The sequence below is a fragment of the Metabacillus kandeliae genome, assembly GCF_021166585.1.
Taxonomy (GTDB): domain Bacteria; phylum Bacillota; class Bacilli; order Bacillales; family Bacillaceae; genus Metabacillus_B; species Metabacillus_B kandeliae.
The window spans coordinates 813,837-830,099 of record NZ_JAJOZE010000001.1 but is presented as its reverse complement, the minus strand read 5'-3'; the positions used below and the strand labels follow the sequence as shown (position 1 = coordinate 830,099).

The 16,263-nt window shown below is 44.0% G+C and carries 15 protein-coding genes; 2 read left to right on the top strand and 13 right to left on the bottom strand.

Annotated features, from left to right (window positions below; all coding sequences use genetic code 11):
* Nucleotides 1-51 precede the first annotated feature (51 nt).
* Both LRR81_RS04125 and LRR81_RS04120 read right to left on the bottom strand, forming a co-directional pair.
* Nucleotides 52-294, bottom strand: coding sequence for a hypothetical protein (locus LRR81_RS04125; protein WP_231788015.1), 243 nt, complete (start codon nt 292-294; stop codon nt 52-54).
* Between the two features lie 323 nt (nt 295-617).
* A complete protein-coding gene (locus tag LRR81_RS04120; RefSeq protein WP_231788014.1) occupies nt 618-1,595 on the bottom strand; it encodes a DUF2515 family protein in 978 nt (325 codons plus the stop codon).
* Between the two features lie 133 nt (nt 1,596-1,728).
* Between LRR81_RS04120 and recU the strand changes: the two genes are divergently transcribed.
* Together recU and LRR81_RS04110 are read left to right on the top strand one after the other, a co-directional pair.
* Nucleotides 1,729-2,319: a Holliday junction resolvase RecU gene (recU, locus tag LRR81_RS04115; protein WP_331716324.1), complete on the top strand. Its 591-nt coding sequence runs from the start codon at nt 1,729-1,731 to the stop codon at nt 2,317-2,319.
* A 60-nt stretch (nt 2,320-2,379) separates the two neighbouring features.
* Nucleotides 2,380-5,220 (top strand): transglycosylase domain-containing protein, encoded by a 2,841-nt coding sequence (locus LRR81_RS04110; RefSeq protein WP_231788012.1) that lies wholly within the window; start codon nt 2,380-2,382, stop codon nt 5,218-5,220.
* A 30-nt stretch (nt 5,221-5,250) separates the two neighbouring features.
* On the opposite strand, the gene LRR81_RS04105 is transcribed toward LRR81_RS04110, so the two are convergent.
* The 11 genes from LRR81_RS04105 to panB form a co-directional block, all read right to left on the bottom strand.
* A complete protein-coding gene (locus LRR81_RS04105) occupies nt 5,251-5,790 on the bottom strand; it encodes a YpoC family protein (RefSeq protein ID WP_231788011.1) in 540 nt (179 codons plus the stop codon).
* Nucleotides 5,777-6,445, bottom strand: a complete 669-nt coding sequence (gene nth / locus LRR81_RS04100; RefSeq protein WP_231788010.1) for an endonuclease III — start codon at nt 6,443-6,445, stop codon at nt 5,777-5,779. Before nth ends, LRR81_RS04105 begins: the two co-directional genes overlap by 14 nt.
* Before the next feature lie 123 nt (nt 6,446-6,568).
* The gene (locus LRR81_RS04095; RefSeq protein ID WP_231788009.1) at nt 6,569-7,267 is read right to left on the bottom strand and encodes a DnaD domain-containing protein; all 699 of its coding nucleotides are present in this window, start codon (nt 7,265-7,267) and stop codon (nt 6,569-6,571) included.
* Between the two features lie 111 nt (nt 7,268-7,378).
* Nucleotides 7,379-8,671: an asparagine--tRNA ligase gene (gene asnS, locus LRR81_RS04090; protein ID WP_231788008.1), complete on the bottom strand. Its 1,293-nt coding sequence runs from the start codon at nt 8,669-8,671 to the stop codon at nt 7,379-7,381.
* A 220-nt stretch (nt 8,672-8,891) separates the two neighbouring features.
* A complete protein-coding gene (locus tag LRR81_RS04085; protein WP_231788007.1) occupies nt 8,892-10,088 on the bottom strand; it encodes a pyridoxal phosphate-dependent aminotransferase in 1,197 nt (398 codons plus the stop codon).
* Between the two features lie 12 nt (nt 10,089-10,100).
* The gene (locus LRR81_RS04080) at nt 10,101-10,586 is read right to left on the bottom strand and encodes a cell wall elongation regulator TseB-like domain-containing protein (RefSeq protein ID WP_231788006.1); all 486 of its coding nucleotides are present in this window, start codon (nt 10,584-10,586) and stop codon (nt 10,101-10,103) included.
* An 8-nt stretch (nt 10,587-10,594) separates the two neighbouring features.
* Complete coding sequence (locus tag LRR81_RS04075; RefSeq protein ID WP_231788005.1) at nt 10,595-10,765, bottom strand: YpmA family protein; 171 nt, start codon at nt 10,763-10,765, stop codon at nt 10,595-10,597.
* A 212-nt stretch (nt 10,766-10,977) separates the two neighbouring features.
* Entirely contained in the window at nt 10,978-13,749 is a 2,772-nt protein-coding gene (gene dinG / locus LRR81_RS04070; RefSeq protein ID WP_231788004.1) for an ATP-dependent DNA helicase DinG, read from the bottom strand.
* 324 nt (nt 13,750-14,073) lie between these two features.
* Nucleotides 14,074-14,457: an aspartate 1-decarboxylase gene (panD, locus tag LRR81_RS04065; RefSeq protein ID WP_231788003.1), complete on the bottom strand. Its 384-nt coding sequence runs from the start codon at nt 14,455-14,457 to the stop codon at nt 14,074-14,076.
* 11 nt (nt 14,458-14,468) lie between these two features.
* Nucleotides 14,469-15,320, bottom strand: a complete 852-nt coding sequence (panC, locus tag LRR81_RS04060) for a pantoate--beta-alanine ligase (protein WP_231788002.1) — start codon at nt 15,318-15,320, stop codon at nt 14,469-14,471.
* Nucleotides 15,320-16,156, bottom strand: coding sequence for a 3-methyl-2-oxobutanoate hydroxymethyltransferase (gene panB, locus LRR81_RS04055; protein WP_231788001.1), 837 nt, complete (start codon nt 16,154-16,156; stop codon nt 15,320-15,322). The genes panC and panB overlap by 1 nt, the downstream gene beginning before the upstream one ends.
* Between the last annotated feature and the right edge of the window lie 107 nt (nt 16,157-16,263).

The following is a 16,263-nucleotide window of genomic DNA, read 5'->3' as shown; positions in this document are numbered from 1 at the left end:
TCACCTCTTGTTTTATCATAGCAGAAGAATCCGTCCCAGTCCCCGCAAAAGCTAATATGACAGCGGAAGAACAGTTTTGCGGCAGCCTGCAGTAAATTGGGGCAGCTGCGGAAGATCTTCCGCATCGCTTAAAGCATTGCTGATCTGGCAGATATCCGCTTGGATCCGGATGATTTCGTCTTCTTCTGTCCGGGATATGTTCTGCACGAGCTTTTCTTCCAGAATATCCAGTTCTTCTATAATTTCCAAAAGCAGCTGTTCTATCTCCAGGCGGTCAGCGAGTTTTTTCATCATGACTCTCCCCCTCTGCTAAATGCCTAATAAATTCGCCGGTTGGAAACTTTCCCCTTTCCCATTGACAAAACTAGTTTCATTTCGGCAAACAATCTGATCAATCCAGATTCTGGACAAACTTGCGACAAAGCTATAACGACAAATGGAATGGAATTGGCCCCTTTGCAGACAATAACAAGGCAGGAGGTGGATACCACATGGAAAAGCAGGAAAAGAAAACAACTGCCAAAACAAAAGAGCAGCGTCCAGCGGGAACAGGCGACAAAAAGCTTAAAGGTCCTGACCGTCCGTCCGTATAGGCCGATAGCAAGGAGCTTTCCTTGCTATTTTTTATGCTGCGAGTAAAAATATTCTTTCAGGAGAGCCATGCCCAGCAGCTGGTTTTGTTTTTTTTCATACCACCCAGATACTTCATATGCATCAGGAACAGCCGGTGATGGAAAGAAATGCTCCAGACGCTGGCCCCTGTACCAGTCTCTTTGACTGCTTCCTATATTATGAGTGATAATCGGATATACTGCTCTTAGAATGGGTGTATTTTTATGATGGATTTTTCCGCTGAATTTCTCATAATCATACCTAGAGCCTGTCGGTACTGCTTTTTTGGAAAAGGCTGAAAATAACAGATGGTATTCTTCGTGAAACAAAAGCCAGGCTAACCTTTTCCCAAGCGAAATCCGTTCTTCCAGCCGCTTAAAATCATAAGCTGTAAAACCGAAAATCCTGCCGTCAAGCGCAGGAAACAAAACGGTGCTGAAATGCATCATATCCTGCATTCGGAAAAGGAGCGTGCCAAAAACAGTTTTTTTAAAAACGATGTTTTTTACGACGGGCTTTTGAATAAGATGCTGCTCATTAATAATTAGTGCTGTCATCAGTCTCTCTTTATCACCGCTCTGCCAGAAGCGCTGCCATTCCTCTTGCATAAAGCTCGAAATGCCGAACTTTTCGAGCAAATGGAATAAAGGCAAGCCGAACTTTTTGGAGGCTTCATAGAGAGCAAGCTGCGGCCATGCGTCTGAAAAGATCAGCCAGTTGGATGCCTCATAAGCCATAAATAAGTTTTTCCTTGTCTTTTCCTTAATAAGGCTTCTGAACGGCGGCAGAGCTAAATCCATCATGCACCATCCTGCATTCCTTGAAACCATTCCTGCGAGAAAAGCCCATTTTATTTCATGGTTTCTTCTATAATAAGATTCATAAAACAACGTTCTCGAAATATTGTCTAAATTCCCTTTTTTCGTATTTAACTTAATTGACTCTACTACCCAATGTTCCAGTTCATACTGCTGCTTCTTCATTTTAATGCCGCCTCTTTTGCCGCAAGTTTTATTTCTTGTAGAAGGGGAATAAAAAATCATTACTTTTTTATCATTACATTGTCCTTTTTTCTGATATGATATGTATAGTCTTTATAGCAGGAGGGAAGGAATGATTTTTCGGTATCCTAATGGCAAAGCCTATGCCCCAAAAGATAGCCAGACTGTGAACGCCAAGGCAAGCCACTCATACAGCAACAGAGGAATGACTCTTGAAGAAGACTTGAATGAGACAAATCTTTATTATCTTGAAAGAGGAATTGCCGTTATTCATAAAAAGCCCACTCCAGTTCAAATAGTAAATGTGGACTATCCAAAAAGGAGTGCAGCTGTCATCAAGGAAGCCTACTTCAAGCAATCTTCCACAACGGATTACAATGGCGTTTTTAAAGGAAGATATATTGATTTTGAAGCGAAGGAGACACAAAGCAAAACCTCCTTTCCGCTGAAAAATTTCCATGATCACCAAATCAGGCACATGCAGAGAGTAACCGATCAGCAAGGGATATGCTTTGTTATTATTTCAGCTTTCGGTTCCATCTATTTATTAGAAGCCCAGAAATTGTTTCCATTTTGGGAACGCAAGGAAAATGGCGGAAGAAAATCGATTTCACAGCAGGAACTAATCGAATCATCGATACAAATTCCTTTTGGCTACCAGCCGAGAATTGATTATATTAAAGCGGTTGAAGCCCTATTTTATTAATAGCAGGAATCGAATCTATTAAAGGTCTCCTGTTATGTTTTCACGAAAGGTTGAGATGACATGTCTGAACAATATCGAAGCCGCGAAGAGCGCAAAAAAGCTGCTAAGCCCCAAAAGAAAGCAGCTCCTAAAAAACAAAAGAACGGTTCGCCCTTATGGAAAAAGATTGTCCTCACAATACTTGCTGCAGGGGTGCTTTTTCTGCTTGCCGGCGGGATTGCCTTCGGCGTTATGGTTGCCGGCGCTCCGCCGCTTGATAAGAAAAAGCTGAGTGCGGATTATTCTTCATCCGTTTTTGATAAAGATAACAAAAAGATTTTTGACATAGGCAAAGATGAACGAAGAGAATATGTGCCATATGATAAGATTCCGAAAGTCGTTGAAAATGCCTTTTTAGCCACTGAAGACGCCCGTTTTTATCAGCATAACGGCGTTGACTTTATCAGGCTTGGCGGCGCGGCGCTTGCTAACTTTAAAGAAGGCTTTGGCGCTGAAGGCGGAAGCACGATCACCCAGCAGGTTGTTAAAAACTATCTTCTTTCCCATGAAAAGACGATGAAAAGAAAGGTTCAGGAGCTATGGCTCTCCTTTCAGCTCGAGAGGCAATATTCAAAGCAGCAAATACTCGAGCTTTACTTAAACGGCATTTATTTTACAGGCAATAACTATGGAATTGGCAAGGCAGCAGAAGCCTTTTATGGTAAAGATGTGAAGGATCTCTCGCTTCCTGAAGCAGCCATGCTTGCCGGCATGCCGAAAGCCCCTAACACATACAATCCGCGTACAAATCCTGAAAAGGCAAAACAGCGCAGAGATACGGTTCTTTCTCTGATGGCCAAGCATGGTTTTATTACGGAAAGCCAAGCTAAGGAAGCGGAGCAAACAAGTATTTCTGATAATCTAATAAAGCCTAAAAAAGAAACAAATCCTTACTTTGCCTTTGCCGATCAGATTGCAGAAGAGGTAAAAAGCAAAACTGGACTTGATCCTGCAAAAGCTGGCTTAAAGATTTACACAACGATTGATACAAAAGCACAGGAAAAAGTAAACAGTGTATTAAATGGAGATGAAATTGACTTTCCAGAAAGCAAATACTTTCAATCCGGTCTGGTAATTACGGATACACAGACCGGTGAAATAAGAGCCATAGGCCCTGGCATTAATAAAAAAGCCGGTAACTTCAACTATGCTATACAAGGAAGAAGACAGCCGGGCTCTACTGTCAAGCCGATTCTTGATTATGGACCTGCTGTAGAGTATCTTAAATGGTCTACTTACCATCAAATTGTTGATGAGCCTTACCACTATTCAAGCGGTCAGGAATTCAGCAACTATGACAGATCTTATAAAGGGCAGATGTCCATTAGGGATGCTTTGGCTGATTCACGAAACGTGCCTGCAGTAAAAACATTGCAGGAAGTCGGCACAGAAAAAGCCAAAACATTTGCCAATGGTCTCGGCATGGGGCTTAAGAATGTATACGAATCATCAGCACTCGGTACATTTGAGTCCTCCCCTCTTAAAATGGCCGGTGCCTATAGTGCATTCGGCAACAACGGAATCTACATTGAGCCGCATACGGTAAGAGAAATCGAGTACCAGGACGGAACGAAAGAAAATTTAAGACCAGAACCAAAAGTAGCGATGAGCGACTATACTGCCTTCATGGTCACAGATATGCTGAAGTCAGTAGTGAAATACGGTACAGGAAAATCTGCTGCTATACCTGGAGTCAATGTTGCAGGCAAAACTGGTACAACCAACTTTACCGAACAAGACAAGCAAAAATATAATATCCCTGCAGGATCTTCAAGGGATGCCTGGTTTGTCGGATATACTCCTAAATTAACAGCGGCAATTTGGACTGGATATGACGGAGATAAAAAACATCCGTATCTGACAAAGTCCGAACAAAAAATTGCCCGCAAAATGTTTAAAAGCATCATGACGGACTTATCTGACGGCGACAGCTCAGACTTCAAAAAGCCGAAGAGCGTTGTGGAAGCAAGCGTGCTGAAAGGTTCAAATCCGCCTGAATTGGCTCCTGCTTATGCACCTAAGGATCAAATTGCCAATGAATACTTTGTCAGAGGCACTGAGCCGACTAAAGAGGCTGAGAGCTACCAGCAGCCTGAACAGCCTGATACAAAACAGACTGCTGTAGAAAAGCCTGGAGGCTTATCTGTTAACTATGATGCTGCGGCAAATGCTGTTTCCCTTTCATGGAGCTATAATGAAGCGGCAAAACAAGGCGTAACCTTTGTTGTTTCGCAATCAACAGATAATGGACCATATCAAATAATCAGTACGACAAAAGAAACCTCTGCTGCAGTTTCAGGAGTAGCACCCGGCAGCACCTATAGATATCAGGTTATTGCAGTAAGCGATGCAAATAGCGCAGAGAAGAGCGATCCTGCTTCAGCAGCCATTAGTATTCCTGGCGGCGGTGAAGGTCAGCAGCCGGGAACCCCTGGACAAGGCGAGGGCGGTACTGGTGATCAAGGCGGAACCGGCGACACTGGTGACCAGGGCGGAAATGACGGCCAGGGCGGCACCGGCGGCGAAGACGGCCAAGGAGGCACTGGCGGCGGTACCGGTGACCAGGGCGGTACTGGCGGCGGTACCGGTGACCAAGGCGGTACAGGAGGTACTGGCGGCGGTACTGGCGGTACTGGTGACCAGGGCGGCACTGGCGGTACTGGTGGCGGCACTGGCGGTACAGGAGGCACTGGCGGTACAGGAGGTACTGGCGGTACAGGAGGTACTGACGGTGGTACTGGCGGCGGTACTGGTGACCAGGGCGGCACTGATGGCGGTACTACCCGCGGTCAGGGGGGTACAGGAGGCACTGGCGGTACCGGCGGCCAAACGAATCAGACACCCCCTCCAAAAAACCGATAATGCTGCTAATTGAAAAAGAACTCCGAATGATCAATTCGGAGTTCTTTTTTTTGCTGCTTCTTCTTTATATATTTTTTTTTCAAGCTCAGCAAATAATTCCTGCAGCTGAATAATGGAATGATAGCGTCCAGGTCTTTCCAGAAGAAATTGGAGACGTTCCCTGGCGTTCACAGGCTTAATCTTCAGTTCATTCAGCCATTCACAAGACGGGTGAAGAGATGTAACGGGCTGATGATTGCCCCAATTCAAAAACAGGATAAACAGCGCTGCCAGCATGATAAAATCTTTCTCATCTGCTTTGCTGCCTTCCTTTATACTATTTGCAATCCTCTCTGACGTGTTCTCTTTTAAATTCAGCAACAGTCGCAGAAAATACTCCCTGCTTTCAGTCCACGGCCGATCCGCATCTGTTTGTCCATGAAAAAAAAGAAGGTCATACCAAAAAGGCTGATGAGAGATCGTTTCTTCAGGTTCCGAATAATTGATCGCCACTATATAATGCTGTTTTTCCTGAAAAAAGGGCCTAAAACGAAAACGCTCCGGCAGCAATAGATCTTTATGGTTTTCCAACGGCGATTTTCCCTTCCTTCGTCCGTTTCTTTCCTTCTCTGCACAAATGAAGAAGCGGACACATCGTGCATTTCGGGGCCTGTGCTTTGCAGTGGTACCGTCCGAAAAAGATCAGCCTATGATGCGTATTCCCCCACTCTTCTTCAGGCACTTTCCGCATCAATGTTTTTTCCACTTCCAATACAGAGTCTTTCCAGCGGCAAAACCCAAGCCGCTTGGACACTCTTTCTACATGGGTATCGACTGCGATTGCAGGCACGCCATATGCAACAGATACAACAACATTCGCTGTTTTCCTTCCAACTCCAGGAAGCTTCGTCAGTTCATCTCTGTCTTCCGGTACTTTGCCGCCGTATTCTGTTAGGAGAAGCTCGCATAGGTTTCTGATATTCTTGGCTTTGTTTCGGTAGAGACCAATGGAACGAATATCGTTTTGCAGCTCTTCAAGCGGCACTGCAAGATAATCTTCCGGTTTTTTATATTTTTGAAATAAGTCTTTTGTTACCCTGTTAACGAGCGCATCTGTGCATTGTGCTGAAAGCGAAACTGCAATAACCAGTTCAAAGGGGTTTTTATGAACAAGCTCGCAATGCGCATCAGGAAACATTTCAGCCATTGCTGCAAGACATTCTTTAATTTGACTGTTAGTCAGCATGACTTTCCCCCCTTTTCTTTAAATAGGCTCTTTTCGAGAAAGATGCCGCGAAGTCATAGAATGATGAAGCGTGTTTAAAGGCTGACGCAAAAGCCGCCTTTAAACAGCTGATGCTTACGGGATCTATTTTTCAAGCCAGTTGTAGAAAGGAATTTTTCTTTGATAGCTTTCTGTCTGCTCTTTTTCAGCCGGCTTTGTTCTGTTTTGGTTTTGCCGGAAACGCTTGGAATAGTTCATTGCCTGTTCCAATGTTCTAATCCCGTTCTTCTTCCACTCAAATAAAATCCGGTCAATATAGCGGAAGTTTAATTTGCCTGATATGACTGCTTCCCGAAGGGCAGCTTTTACAATAGACGGATCGTGATGATCCTGATCCATCCATATGATCAGTGTTTCGCTTTCAAAAGGAGACAGCGGGCGGCCAAACTCCTGCTCGAAAACAGGATATAAATTTTCCTCCTCCTGTTTTTCTGTTTCTTTCCGTGAAGGGGAGGATAGAAAAGTGAAAAGCTTTTCCCATAATGGGATAAGCGAGTATTGTTCATAAAGAATTTCCTGCTCTTTATATTCTTTTATTTCCAGTATGCCTCTTTGGATCAGTCTTCTAAGCATCATGGAGCAGTCAGACGCACTGACAGACATTCTATCCGACAGCTCGTCAGGAGTCGGGAAGTGAATTCCCTGCTGCGAAAAAAATTGCACCTGAAGAATAAGAACCAGCTCTTCCTCGCTTAAGCCAAGATCGCGGTAATGCTTTAATATCGTTCCTGGAACCGACAGGCTGCCTTCTGACAGCATATCGACAAACAGCTTTTTGCTCATGTGCCACACCTCTTTTTCTAGTATATCATGATGTTATTTTTTTCTGGCTTCCTTTCAGGAAGAAAAAAGCTGCTGTCCCAGTATTCTGGGGCAGCAGCTGCTGTTTAATTTTTATGGATACAGCCTGTTTAAGAGACGCGGGAATGGAATGGTTTCCCTGACGTGCTCAACACCGCTGATCCAGGCAACGGTTCTTTCCAGTCCAAGTCCAAAGCCTGAGTGCGGCACTGAACCGTATTTTCTAAGGTCAAGATACCATTTGTATGCTTCCAGATCGAGTCCATGCTCTTCAATTCGCTTTTTAAGGAAGTCATAGTCGTGCGCTCTTTGAGAACCGCCGATAATCTCTCCATAGCCTTCAGGAGCAATCAGGTCAGCACACAAAACGACATCATCTCTTTCCGGGTCAGGCTGCATATAAAACGGCTTCAAAGAAGTAGGATAATGGGTGATAAAAACCGGTTTATCATAGCTTTCCGCAATCGCTGTTTCATGAGGCGCCCCGAAGTCATCTCCCCATTCGATATCATCATAGCCTTTTTCATGCAGCAGCTTGATGGCATCATCATAAGAAATTCTTGGGAAAGGAGCTTGTATTTTCTCAAGAACAGCTGTGTCACGGCCCAGCGTATTCAGTTCAAGCTTGCAGTTTTCAAGGACATTCTGAACAATGTACGAAACATATTGTTCCTGAACCACTAAATTGTCTTCAAACTCATAAAAAGCCATCTCAGGCTCAATCATCCAGAATTCAATTAAATGGCGTCTAGTTTTTGATTTTTCTGCTCTGAATGTCGGCCCAAACGAGAAAACTTTGCCCAAAGCGATGGCTGCCGCTTCCATATAAAGCTGACCGCTCTGAGAAAGATAAGCATCTTCTTCAAAATATTTCGTATGGAACAGTTCAGTTGTTCCTTCAGGTGCGCTTCCTGTCAGGATTGGCGGATCAACTTTAACGAACCCTTCCTTATTAAAAAACTCGTAAGTAGAACGGATGATTTCATTTCTAATTTTCATGACAGCATGCTGGCGTTTTGAACGAAGCCAGAGATGCCTGTGGTCCATTAGAAATTCTGTGCCGTGCTCCTTTGGGGTAATCGGGTAATCCGCTGCTTCGTGGATCACTTCTATGCCAGTCACACTTAATTCATAACCAAATGGAGAACGCTCGTCTTCTTTCACAATGCCTGTTACATAAAGAGATGTTTCCTGGGTGGCTGATTTAGCTGTTTGGAATGTTTCTTCATCTACTTCTGCTTTAACGGCAACTCCTTGAATAAATCCAGTTCCGTCTCTGAGCTGCATAAAGGCAATTTTACCGCTTGAACGCTTATTTGCAACCCATGCTCCAATGGTAACTTCCTGTCCTACATACTTTTCAACTTCTGAAATCGTTGTTTTCACTCAATAATTCCCTCCACAAACCAATACGGTTTGAATATGTATAACCCCTATTATACCTTTTGACCGAAAATGGTCAATTTGATTATTGGGTTCTATTCGCTTAAATTATCTTATTATGCTTTAAACCTGCAAATGAAATGCAGCAGAATGTCTGCTGCATTCCTTAATTTCTGCACTGCCTCAAATACTGAAGCAGACCAGCACAGCTTAAGAAAGGTCGTTATCCCTTCACTTGCACCGTATTTTCAGCCATAAACCGGCTGATTCGCTTCAAGGCTTCTTCCAGTGCATCCATTGATGTAGCATAAGACAATCTGACATTTTCAGGAGAACCGAAGCCAGATCCTGGAACAAGGGCGACTTTTTCCTTTTCCAGCAGCGCTTCAACCAATTCATCTACGTTTTGGAAGCCAGTCATTTCAGCTGCTTTTTGAGCATTAGGGAACAAATAAAAGGCCCCTTCAGGCTTGATGCAGCTGAATCCCGGAATATCGGCCAGCAGCTCATACGTTTTATTCAGTCTGCTTTCAAAGGCTTTTCTCATTTCTTCAACCTCATCCTGCGGGCCGCTGTATGCAGCAATCGCACCATACTGGGAAATGGAAGCAGGATTTGAAGTGCTGTGGCTTGCGAGGTCTGTCATTGCTTTAATAATTTTTTTATTTCCTGCGGCATATCCAATTCTCCAGCCTGTCATGGAGTGGGATTTTGAAACTCCATTGATGATAATCGTGTTTTCTTTCAGCTCATCAGAAAGCTGTGCGATGGAAATATGCTGGCTTCCTGCATATACCAGCTTTTCATAAATTTCATCTGATACAATCATCAAACCATGTTTCAGACAGATTTCACCAAGCTTTTGAAGCTCTTCTTCCGTATAGATCATACCTGTAGGATTGCTTGGAGAGTTTAGGATAACAGCTTTCGTTTTATCTGTTATAGCTGTTTCAAGCTGCTCCGGCTTTAGCTTAAACTGATTTTCTTCTTTGCCCTCAGCGTAAACCGGCACCCCCCCGGCAAGCTTTACCTGCTCAGGATAGCTGACCCAGTAAGGTGTTGGAATAATCACTTCATCGCCTTCATCAAGGATAACCTGAAACAATGTATAAAGAGCATGTTTTGCTCCAGTGCAGACAATGATTTCGGAGCCTTCATAATGGAGTCCCTGGTCTTTTTTAAATTTAGCGGAAATTTCATCCTTCAGCGCTTTTAGCCCGCCTGAAGGGGTATATTTCGTATTTCCGTCATTCATTGCTTTGACAGCCGCATCGATAATATGCTGAGGTGTATTAAAGTCAGGTTCGCCTGCTCCAAGCCCGATCACATCATGGCCTGCCATCTTTAATTCCTTTGCTTTAGCCGTAATCGCCAAAGTTGCTGATGGTGTTAATGAAGCTGCTCTTTTTGCCAGTTGCATAAGTTTTTCCCCCTATTTTATCGCGATTTGCTTAATAATCGTTCCTTTAACAAAGTCAACATATTCATATGTATAACGGTTGTACTTGTCAACGTATTTGATTTCCCAGCATGGTATGTTCTCAGCTTCAGCAAGCCCGGCGGAAATAATTTCTTTAGGATTGCTTTCTTTTTTTGTTATGGAAACAGCTGCATCTTTCGTAATACCATCTGAAAGCTTGCGGACAAGAACAGGATCTTTCCCATTTGCAGGCACCCAGACTGCCACTGGACTGTTGTTCCTGTCTTTGCCTGTCACAACAAAGGTTTGGGTTTGGCCGCTGAATGTTTCAACAGCTTGTACGGAATTTAAATTCGCTTTTTCCTTCGCTATAGCTGCTGCTTTATCATGCCAGGCGTTTTTTTGGCTCATTGCCGATTGGTACACATTGGTAAGATAAATTGCAGCAAGTGCAAGAACGATTAGTAAGGACAGTGTAATTCCTGTGATTTTTCCCATATGCTCCACTAAGTCCTATAAATGGTGAATACCGCTTTTTCCTTATCTTCTTCATCAAGGGCAAGACCAAACATCAGATTTTCGCGTTTCAGTGTCCTGTTCAGTGAGTCCACCACTTTATAAAGGTCATCTGAAAAAGATATTTTTACTGTTGAAAGAATTTCAATTTTACTTTCCATACAGATTCCTCCTGTTCTCGGTAATATTGTAACTTATATGTCTTTTCCCGTCCGGGAATAGTAGAAGTACAGCAGCATGTTTTTGCAAAGTTATGTTCCCATTATAACAGCTGCAAAGAACATTAGCGCAAAATAATTTACTCCTGCCCACCCCATTCGCCTGTGATTGTCACAGGCTCTTTTTACATACTGGAGCATTACTCATCGAGTTATTATTCCACTGAAATGCCTTTATCCCTAAACCATTTTTCGGAATGCTCAGCTAGCTCTGCCAGGGGTTTCTGGACAATTTGCAGCTCTGGAATGGACTGAAGAAAATATACGCCGTATTTTGTTTCAGTCAGTCTTTTATCAAAAACGTACACAAGCCCTCTATCGTTTTCAGATCTGATCAGCCTTCCGAAGCCCTGTCTGAAGCGAATGACTGCTTCCGGAAGTGAATACTCATAAAAGGCATTCTTCCCTTCTCTTACAAGCTTTTCGCATTTAGCCGAAACTATCGGGTCATCCGGCGGAGAAAAGGGAAGTCTGACAATGACCAATGAAGTTAATTCATTTCCTGGAAAGTCGATGCCTTCCCAAAAACTGCTTGTTCCAAGCAAAATCGCTTTTTCGAACTGGCGGAATGATTTTGCAATCTTCGTCCTGCTTCCGCTGCCTGTTCCCTGTCCCATAATAATATAATCCTCAAGACCTTCTATTTCCTTAAGCTCATGGTAGGTTTTCCTGAGCAAATCGTATGAGGTGAACAGGACAAGCATTTTTCCAGGCGTATTTTTAACAAGAAGGGCTATTGCTTTTGCAGAAGCCGCTGCATACTCTTCGGATCCGGTTTCCTGGATGGAAGGAAGATCTGCCGGGACTAAAAGTGCTGTCTGGCTTTTGTAATCATATGGGGACGGAATCAAAAGTTCAGACGGATAAAAGTCTTTTAAACCAAGCCTGCCTATGATGAATTTGAATGAGCCTTCAACAGACATTGTTGCTGACGTTAAAATGACGCTGTTTTTTCCGTGAAAAAACTGATCAGCGAGAAGCTCTGATACAGAAAGAGGCTCTGAATAAACAGAGACCGCATTTTTTGCCCCTTTTGCTTCAATCTCAATCCAGCGCACATGCTCTTCGCTTTTCATAAAAAACAGCTCTGCCAAATCTTCATAAACTCCGTTTAGAAACGAAATTTTATCAAAGTATTCTTCAAGGATGACATTCTCCGGTTCCTGAACCCCGATCAGCTCCCGCTGTTTTTCCATGATTTGCACAAGGTCATAGAGGTAAAATTTAAGCCTGTCGGCAAGCTCCAGAACGCTGTGCCAGAAGGAATTATTTTCATTATCAAACTTATAGACCACTTTGTTAAAGCCTTTATTTCTAGCTTTCTTTTGCACATAGCTGTGCAGCGATTGGAAAAAGTCATTCGCCTCTTCTGAAAAGTCCTTCAGCATGACGTCTAATTCAAGCATGCTGTCATAGCTTTCAGGCGCATATTTCTCCATCCAGTCAGCTGCCTGCGCCATCAATCCTCCGGAATACAAATGGCCGATTCTGTCCAGAGCCGTGTGGACGGCTAAATAGTCAAGCTTTCGGCCAAGCTGTGCGCCTGCTGCTTTTTCGAGGTGATGAGCCTCATCAATAATGGCATTCTGATAGGACGGCAGCAGTTTTTTTTCAGCTTTAGCATCAGCTAAAAGAAGAGAATGGTTGGTGATTATAAGGTCTGCCTCTTCTGCCTTTTGCTTCGCTCGCTGGTAAAAGCATCTGGAAAGCCAGGGATTATTCCGGGATGAATTTTTTGTGCACTGTATCCTGTTCCACAAAGCAGCTCCGCCTGAAGGAAGGTTAATTTCATCTCTGTCTCCGCTTTCTGTTTCAGTTAGCCAGACCAGAATCTGCGACTTGGCAAGGATGCTGTCATAGTTATCGTCCTTGTCGGCAAGCACCCGTTCAAACTTCTGAAGACTTAAATAATGCCCCTGCCCTTTCAAAAGCGCTGCTTTGAAGAAAGGGTACCTGCTTTGTAAAGCAGGGATATCCCTTGTAAGAAGCTGCTGCTGCAATGATGTTGTGTGAGTGCTGATGATCACTTTTGCCTTTCGCTTTAGGGAAAAGATTAGAGAAGGCAGCAGGTAGCCCATTGTCTTTCCTGTACCTGTGCCCGCTTCAAGCAGCAGATGCTCATGGCTTTCAAGAGCCTGAAGAATTGAATTCATCATTAGACTTTGGCCTTCTCGTTCTCTATACCCGTGTGGAAGTTCCAGTTTTTCCGGCACATCAAATAACGGATCTCTATCAGCCGGCTTTTCGGCAGGTCTTTTGACGGCAAGGCTTCTGTAAAGCTCTATGTCTACACGGTTTTCTGCTGTTAATCCCTTGAGCTTTTCCTGAATCATACCTGCAAATAATTCTTCCGCATCGCTTATGTATGAGGAAGAAAGTTTTAAAAGGCTTTTCAAGGTAAGTGCGGGAAGCGATGAAAACACCTCAAAAATTTTCTGAAGAAGGATGGCGGTAACATATGCATCGCTGTCTGCCCTGTGGGGCTGCAGATGTTCAATTCCAAGGCCATTGCATAGTTCGCTTAATTTATAGCTTTCCGCGGCCGGAAAAGCGATTCTTGAAAGTTCAACCGTGTCGATCAGACCGCCAGTAAACTTGCCGAACCCGCTTCGTTCCAGCTCAGCTTGGACGAAAGAAAGGTCAAAGCTGACATTATGAGCAGTAAAATAAGCCCCTTCCAGCAGCTCTGCAATTTTAGGAGCAATTTCGCTGAACAAGGGGGCATGCTTGACCATTTCATCTGTAATCCCTGTAAGCTGTTCAATAAAAAGAGGAATCGGCTTTTCAGGATTCACAAAGCTTGCAAACTGTTCTGTAATTTCGCCGTTTTCAAGCACTGCAGCGGCAAACTGTATAATTCGGTCACCTTTTTTCGGCGAGTTACCGGTTGTTTCTACATCAAGTACGACATATCGTCTTGATTTCATATGCAGCACCTCTGATTTTCGCTGCTCAGTTCATAAAGCAGCTGCACTACTTAGCATAAATTTTTTTCATGCAAATATGTATCTCCTGTGCGCTGGCTTAATAGTCCAGCGCACGGGATAGAAAGAAAAGTCTGGCTGAAGGCATTTACCAATGCCTGATGGCCAGACTTCAACATGACCCAAATGAACATTTTTGCCGAAAGCAAAAAGCATTGATCGGCAGATTGCATTTTGGTGCTGGCGTTCACTTCTAAACCCCAATCACCAGGAAGGAAGCAATGCCTTTTTAAAGGATAACATACATTTGAATGCATCCGCCAATCATTACAGTACAGTTGAAGCGGGTTCACTTTCAATCATTTGAACAATCTCATTTTTTTCATTTAAAATAGCCACTTTTGGTTCATGGTCTTTTACCTTTTCTTCTGCGACCATGACATAGGAAACGATGATTACCACGTCCCCTTCCTGTACAAGTCTTGCCGCAGCTCCGTTCAGGCAAACCACCCCGGTCCCTCTTGGCCCTGGAATAATATATGTTTCAAGACGGGCTCCATTATTATTGTTTACAATTTGGACCTTTTCGTTCGGCGCCATGCCGACTGCGTCAATCAAATCTTCATCTATTGTAATGCTGCCGACGTAATTCAGGTTTGCTTCTGTTACACGGGCACGGTGCAGCTTTGCATTCATCATTGTACGAAACATTATGCTCTCTCCTAAAGTTTCAATTTTAGCGTAATATTATCAATCAGGCGGGCTTTTGAAAATTTAATCGCTGCGGCCAAAATGATTTCTTTAGATTCCTCTGCTGGAGGCGCAAGTTCTGGATAGCTCAGCACTTCCGCGTAATCAATTTCAGCTGTTGTATGAGTGTTCAAATAATCTTTGATTTGGTTTTCGAGTTTTGCCGCATCCCATTCACCGGCTTCTGCCATTTCCGCTGCCTTCTGCAGCGCTTTTTGAAGATGCGGAGCCTCGGCTCTCTCCTGTTCGGTCAAATAGACATTTCTGGAGCTCTTCGCAAGACCATCAGATTCTCTTACTGTTTCAACAGGAACAATTTCCAGCGGGAAATAAAACTCATCCACAAGCCCTTTAACGACCGCTACCTGCTGAGCATCCTTCATCCCAAAATAAGCTCTGTCAGGCTGAGTAAGATGAAACAGCTTCGTTAAGACTGCCGCCACGCCGTCAAAATGGCCCGGTCTTGATTTGCCGCAAAGCACATCCACTCTATTTGTGACAGTGATGGCTGCAGCAGGCTTGCCTTTATACATTTCTCCTGCGTCAGGTGCAAATACAAGATCAGCCCCTGCATCCTCAGAAACGGCAAGGTCCCTTTCCATACTTCTTGGATAGGCCTCAAAATCTTCATTCGGACCGAATTGGAGCGGATTGACAAATATGCTGACAACAACAGCATCATTTTCGCTTTTTGCCTTTTTTATCAGTGATAAATGGCCTTCATGCAGGAATCCCATAGTCGGAACAAAGCCTATGCTTTTGCCTTCTTCCTTCCATTTGCGGATAGCTGCTGTCAGCTCTGCTATTTTTTCTGCTTTTATCATTATGCCTTTCCCCCGTACAACCCTGTTAATTCCTCATCTTTCATGCGGAAGCTGTGCTTTGATGAAGGGAATTCCCTTTTCCGCACATCATGTGCATAAGATGCGATGGCTGCCTCTGCGCTTGCTCCAATGCTGCCGTACATCTCTGCAAATTTCGGAACCCGGTCAACACCGTATCCGGTTAAATCATGGTAAACAAGCACCTGTCCATCTGTTTCTGATCCTGCACCGATCCCGATGACAGGAATAGCCAGGGAGCTTGAAATATATTTTCCAACTTCTGCAGGCACACATTCCAGAACAAGAGCAATGGCTCCCGCGCTCTCGCAGGAAAGTGCGTCCTCGAGAAGACGTTTGGCGCTTTCAGCGTCCTTTCCCTGTACCTTATATCCGCCAAGCACCCCGACTGACTGAGGGGTAAGGCCTAAATGGGCAACAACAGGAATGCCTGCACCTGTCAAAGCTGCTATTTTATCAGCTACAGGTCCGGCACCTTCAATTTTCAGAGCATGTGCACCGCTTTCCTGAAAAAGACGGGCTGCATTCCGCAATGTTTCATCCTCTGAGTAATGGTATGTCATAAATGGCATGTCTGCCACCGTGTACGTTTCAGGAGCGCCTCTCCGTACCGCTTTTGTATGATGAATCATATCGTCGAGTGTAACAGGTACAGTTGAATCGTAGCCAAGCACAACCATACCGAGCGAATCTCCGACCAGGATCATGTCGACTCCTGCTTTTTCTGCAGATTTAGCAGACGGAAAGTCATAGGCTGTGACCATCACGATCGGACTTTGCTCATCCTTCATTTTTTTAAAATCATGTCTGGATTTCATTCATTTTCCCTCCTTTTTTTAAAAGAGGCGATGAATACCGGGAATAAAAAACCCTTCTTCACAGGGAAGAAGGGAGATTATCTTCATAGCTTGAATACGGTGATCAT

What these genes read in the sequence shown, in the direction of transcription:
- LRR81_RS04125 (WP_231788015.1), bottom strand. Translation starts at nt 294, where the DNA reads ATGATGAAAAAACTCGCTGACCGCCTGGAGATAGAACAGCTGCTTTTG.
- LRR81_RS04120 (WP_231788014.1), bottom strand. Translation starts at nt 1,595, where the DNA reads ATGAAGAAGCAGCAGTATGAACTGGAACATTGGGTAGTAGAGTCAATT.
- LRR81_RS04110 (WP_231788012.1), top strand. Translation starts at nt 2,380, where the DNA reads ATGTCTGAACAATATCGAAGCCGCGAAGAGCGCAAAAAAGCTGCTAAG.
- nth (WP_231788010.1), bottom strand. Translation starts at nt 6,445, where the DNA reads ATGCTGACTAACAGTCAAATTAAAGAATGTCTTGCAGCAATGGCTGAA.
- LRR81_RS04095 (WP_231788009.1), bottom strand. Translation starts at nt 7,267, where the DNA reads ATGAGCAAAAAGCTGTTTGTCGATATGCTGTCAGAAGGCAGCCTGTCG.
- LRR81_RS04085 (WP_231788007.1), bottom strand. Translation starts at nt 10,088, where the DNA reads ATGCAACTGGCAAAAAGAGCAGCTTCATTAACACCATCAGCAACTTTG.
- LRR81_RS04080 (WP_231788006.1), bottom strand. Translation starts at nt 10,586, where the DNA reads ATGGGAAAAATCACAGGAATTACACTGTCCTTACTAATCGTTCTTGCA.
- LRR81_RS04075 (WP_231788005.1), bottom strand. Translation starts at nt 10,765, where the DNA reads ATGGAAAGTAAAATTGAAATTCTTTCAACAGTAAAAATATCTTTTTCA.
- dinG (WP_231788004.1), bottom strand. Translation starts at nt 13,749, where the DNA reads ATGAAATCAAGACGATATGTCGTACTTGATGTAGAAACAACCGGTAAC.
- panD (WP_231788003.1), bottom strand. Translation starts at nt 14,457, where the DNA reads ATGTTTCGTACAATGATGAATGCAAAGCTGCACCGTGCCCGTGTAACA.
- panC (WP_231788002.1), bottom strand. Translation starts at nt 15,320, where the DNA reads ATGATAAAAGCAGAAAAAATAGCAGAGCTGACAGCAGCTATCCGCAAA.
- panB (WP_231788001.1), bottom strand. Translation starts at nt 16,156, where the DNA reads ATGAAATCCAGACATGATTTTAAAAAAATGAAGGATGAGCAAAGTCCG.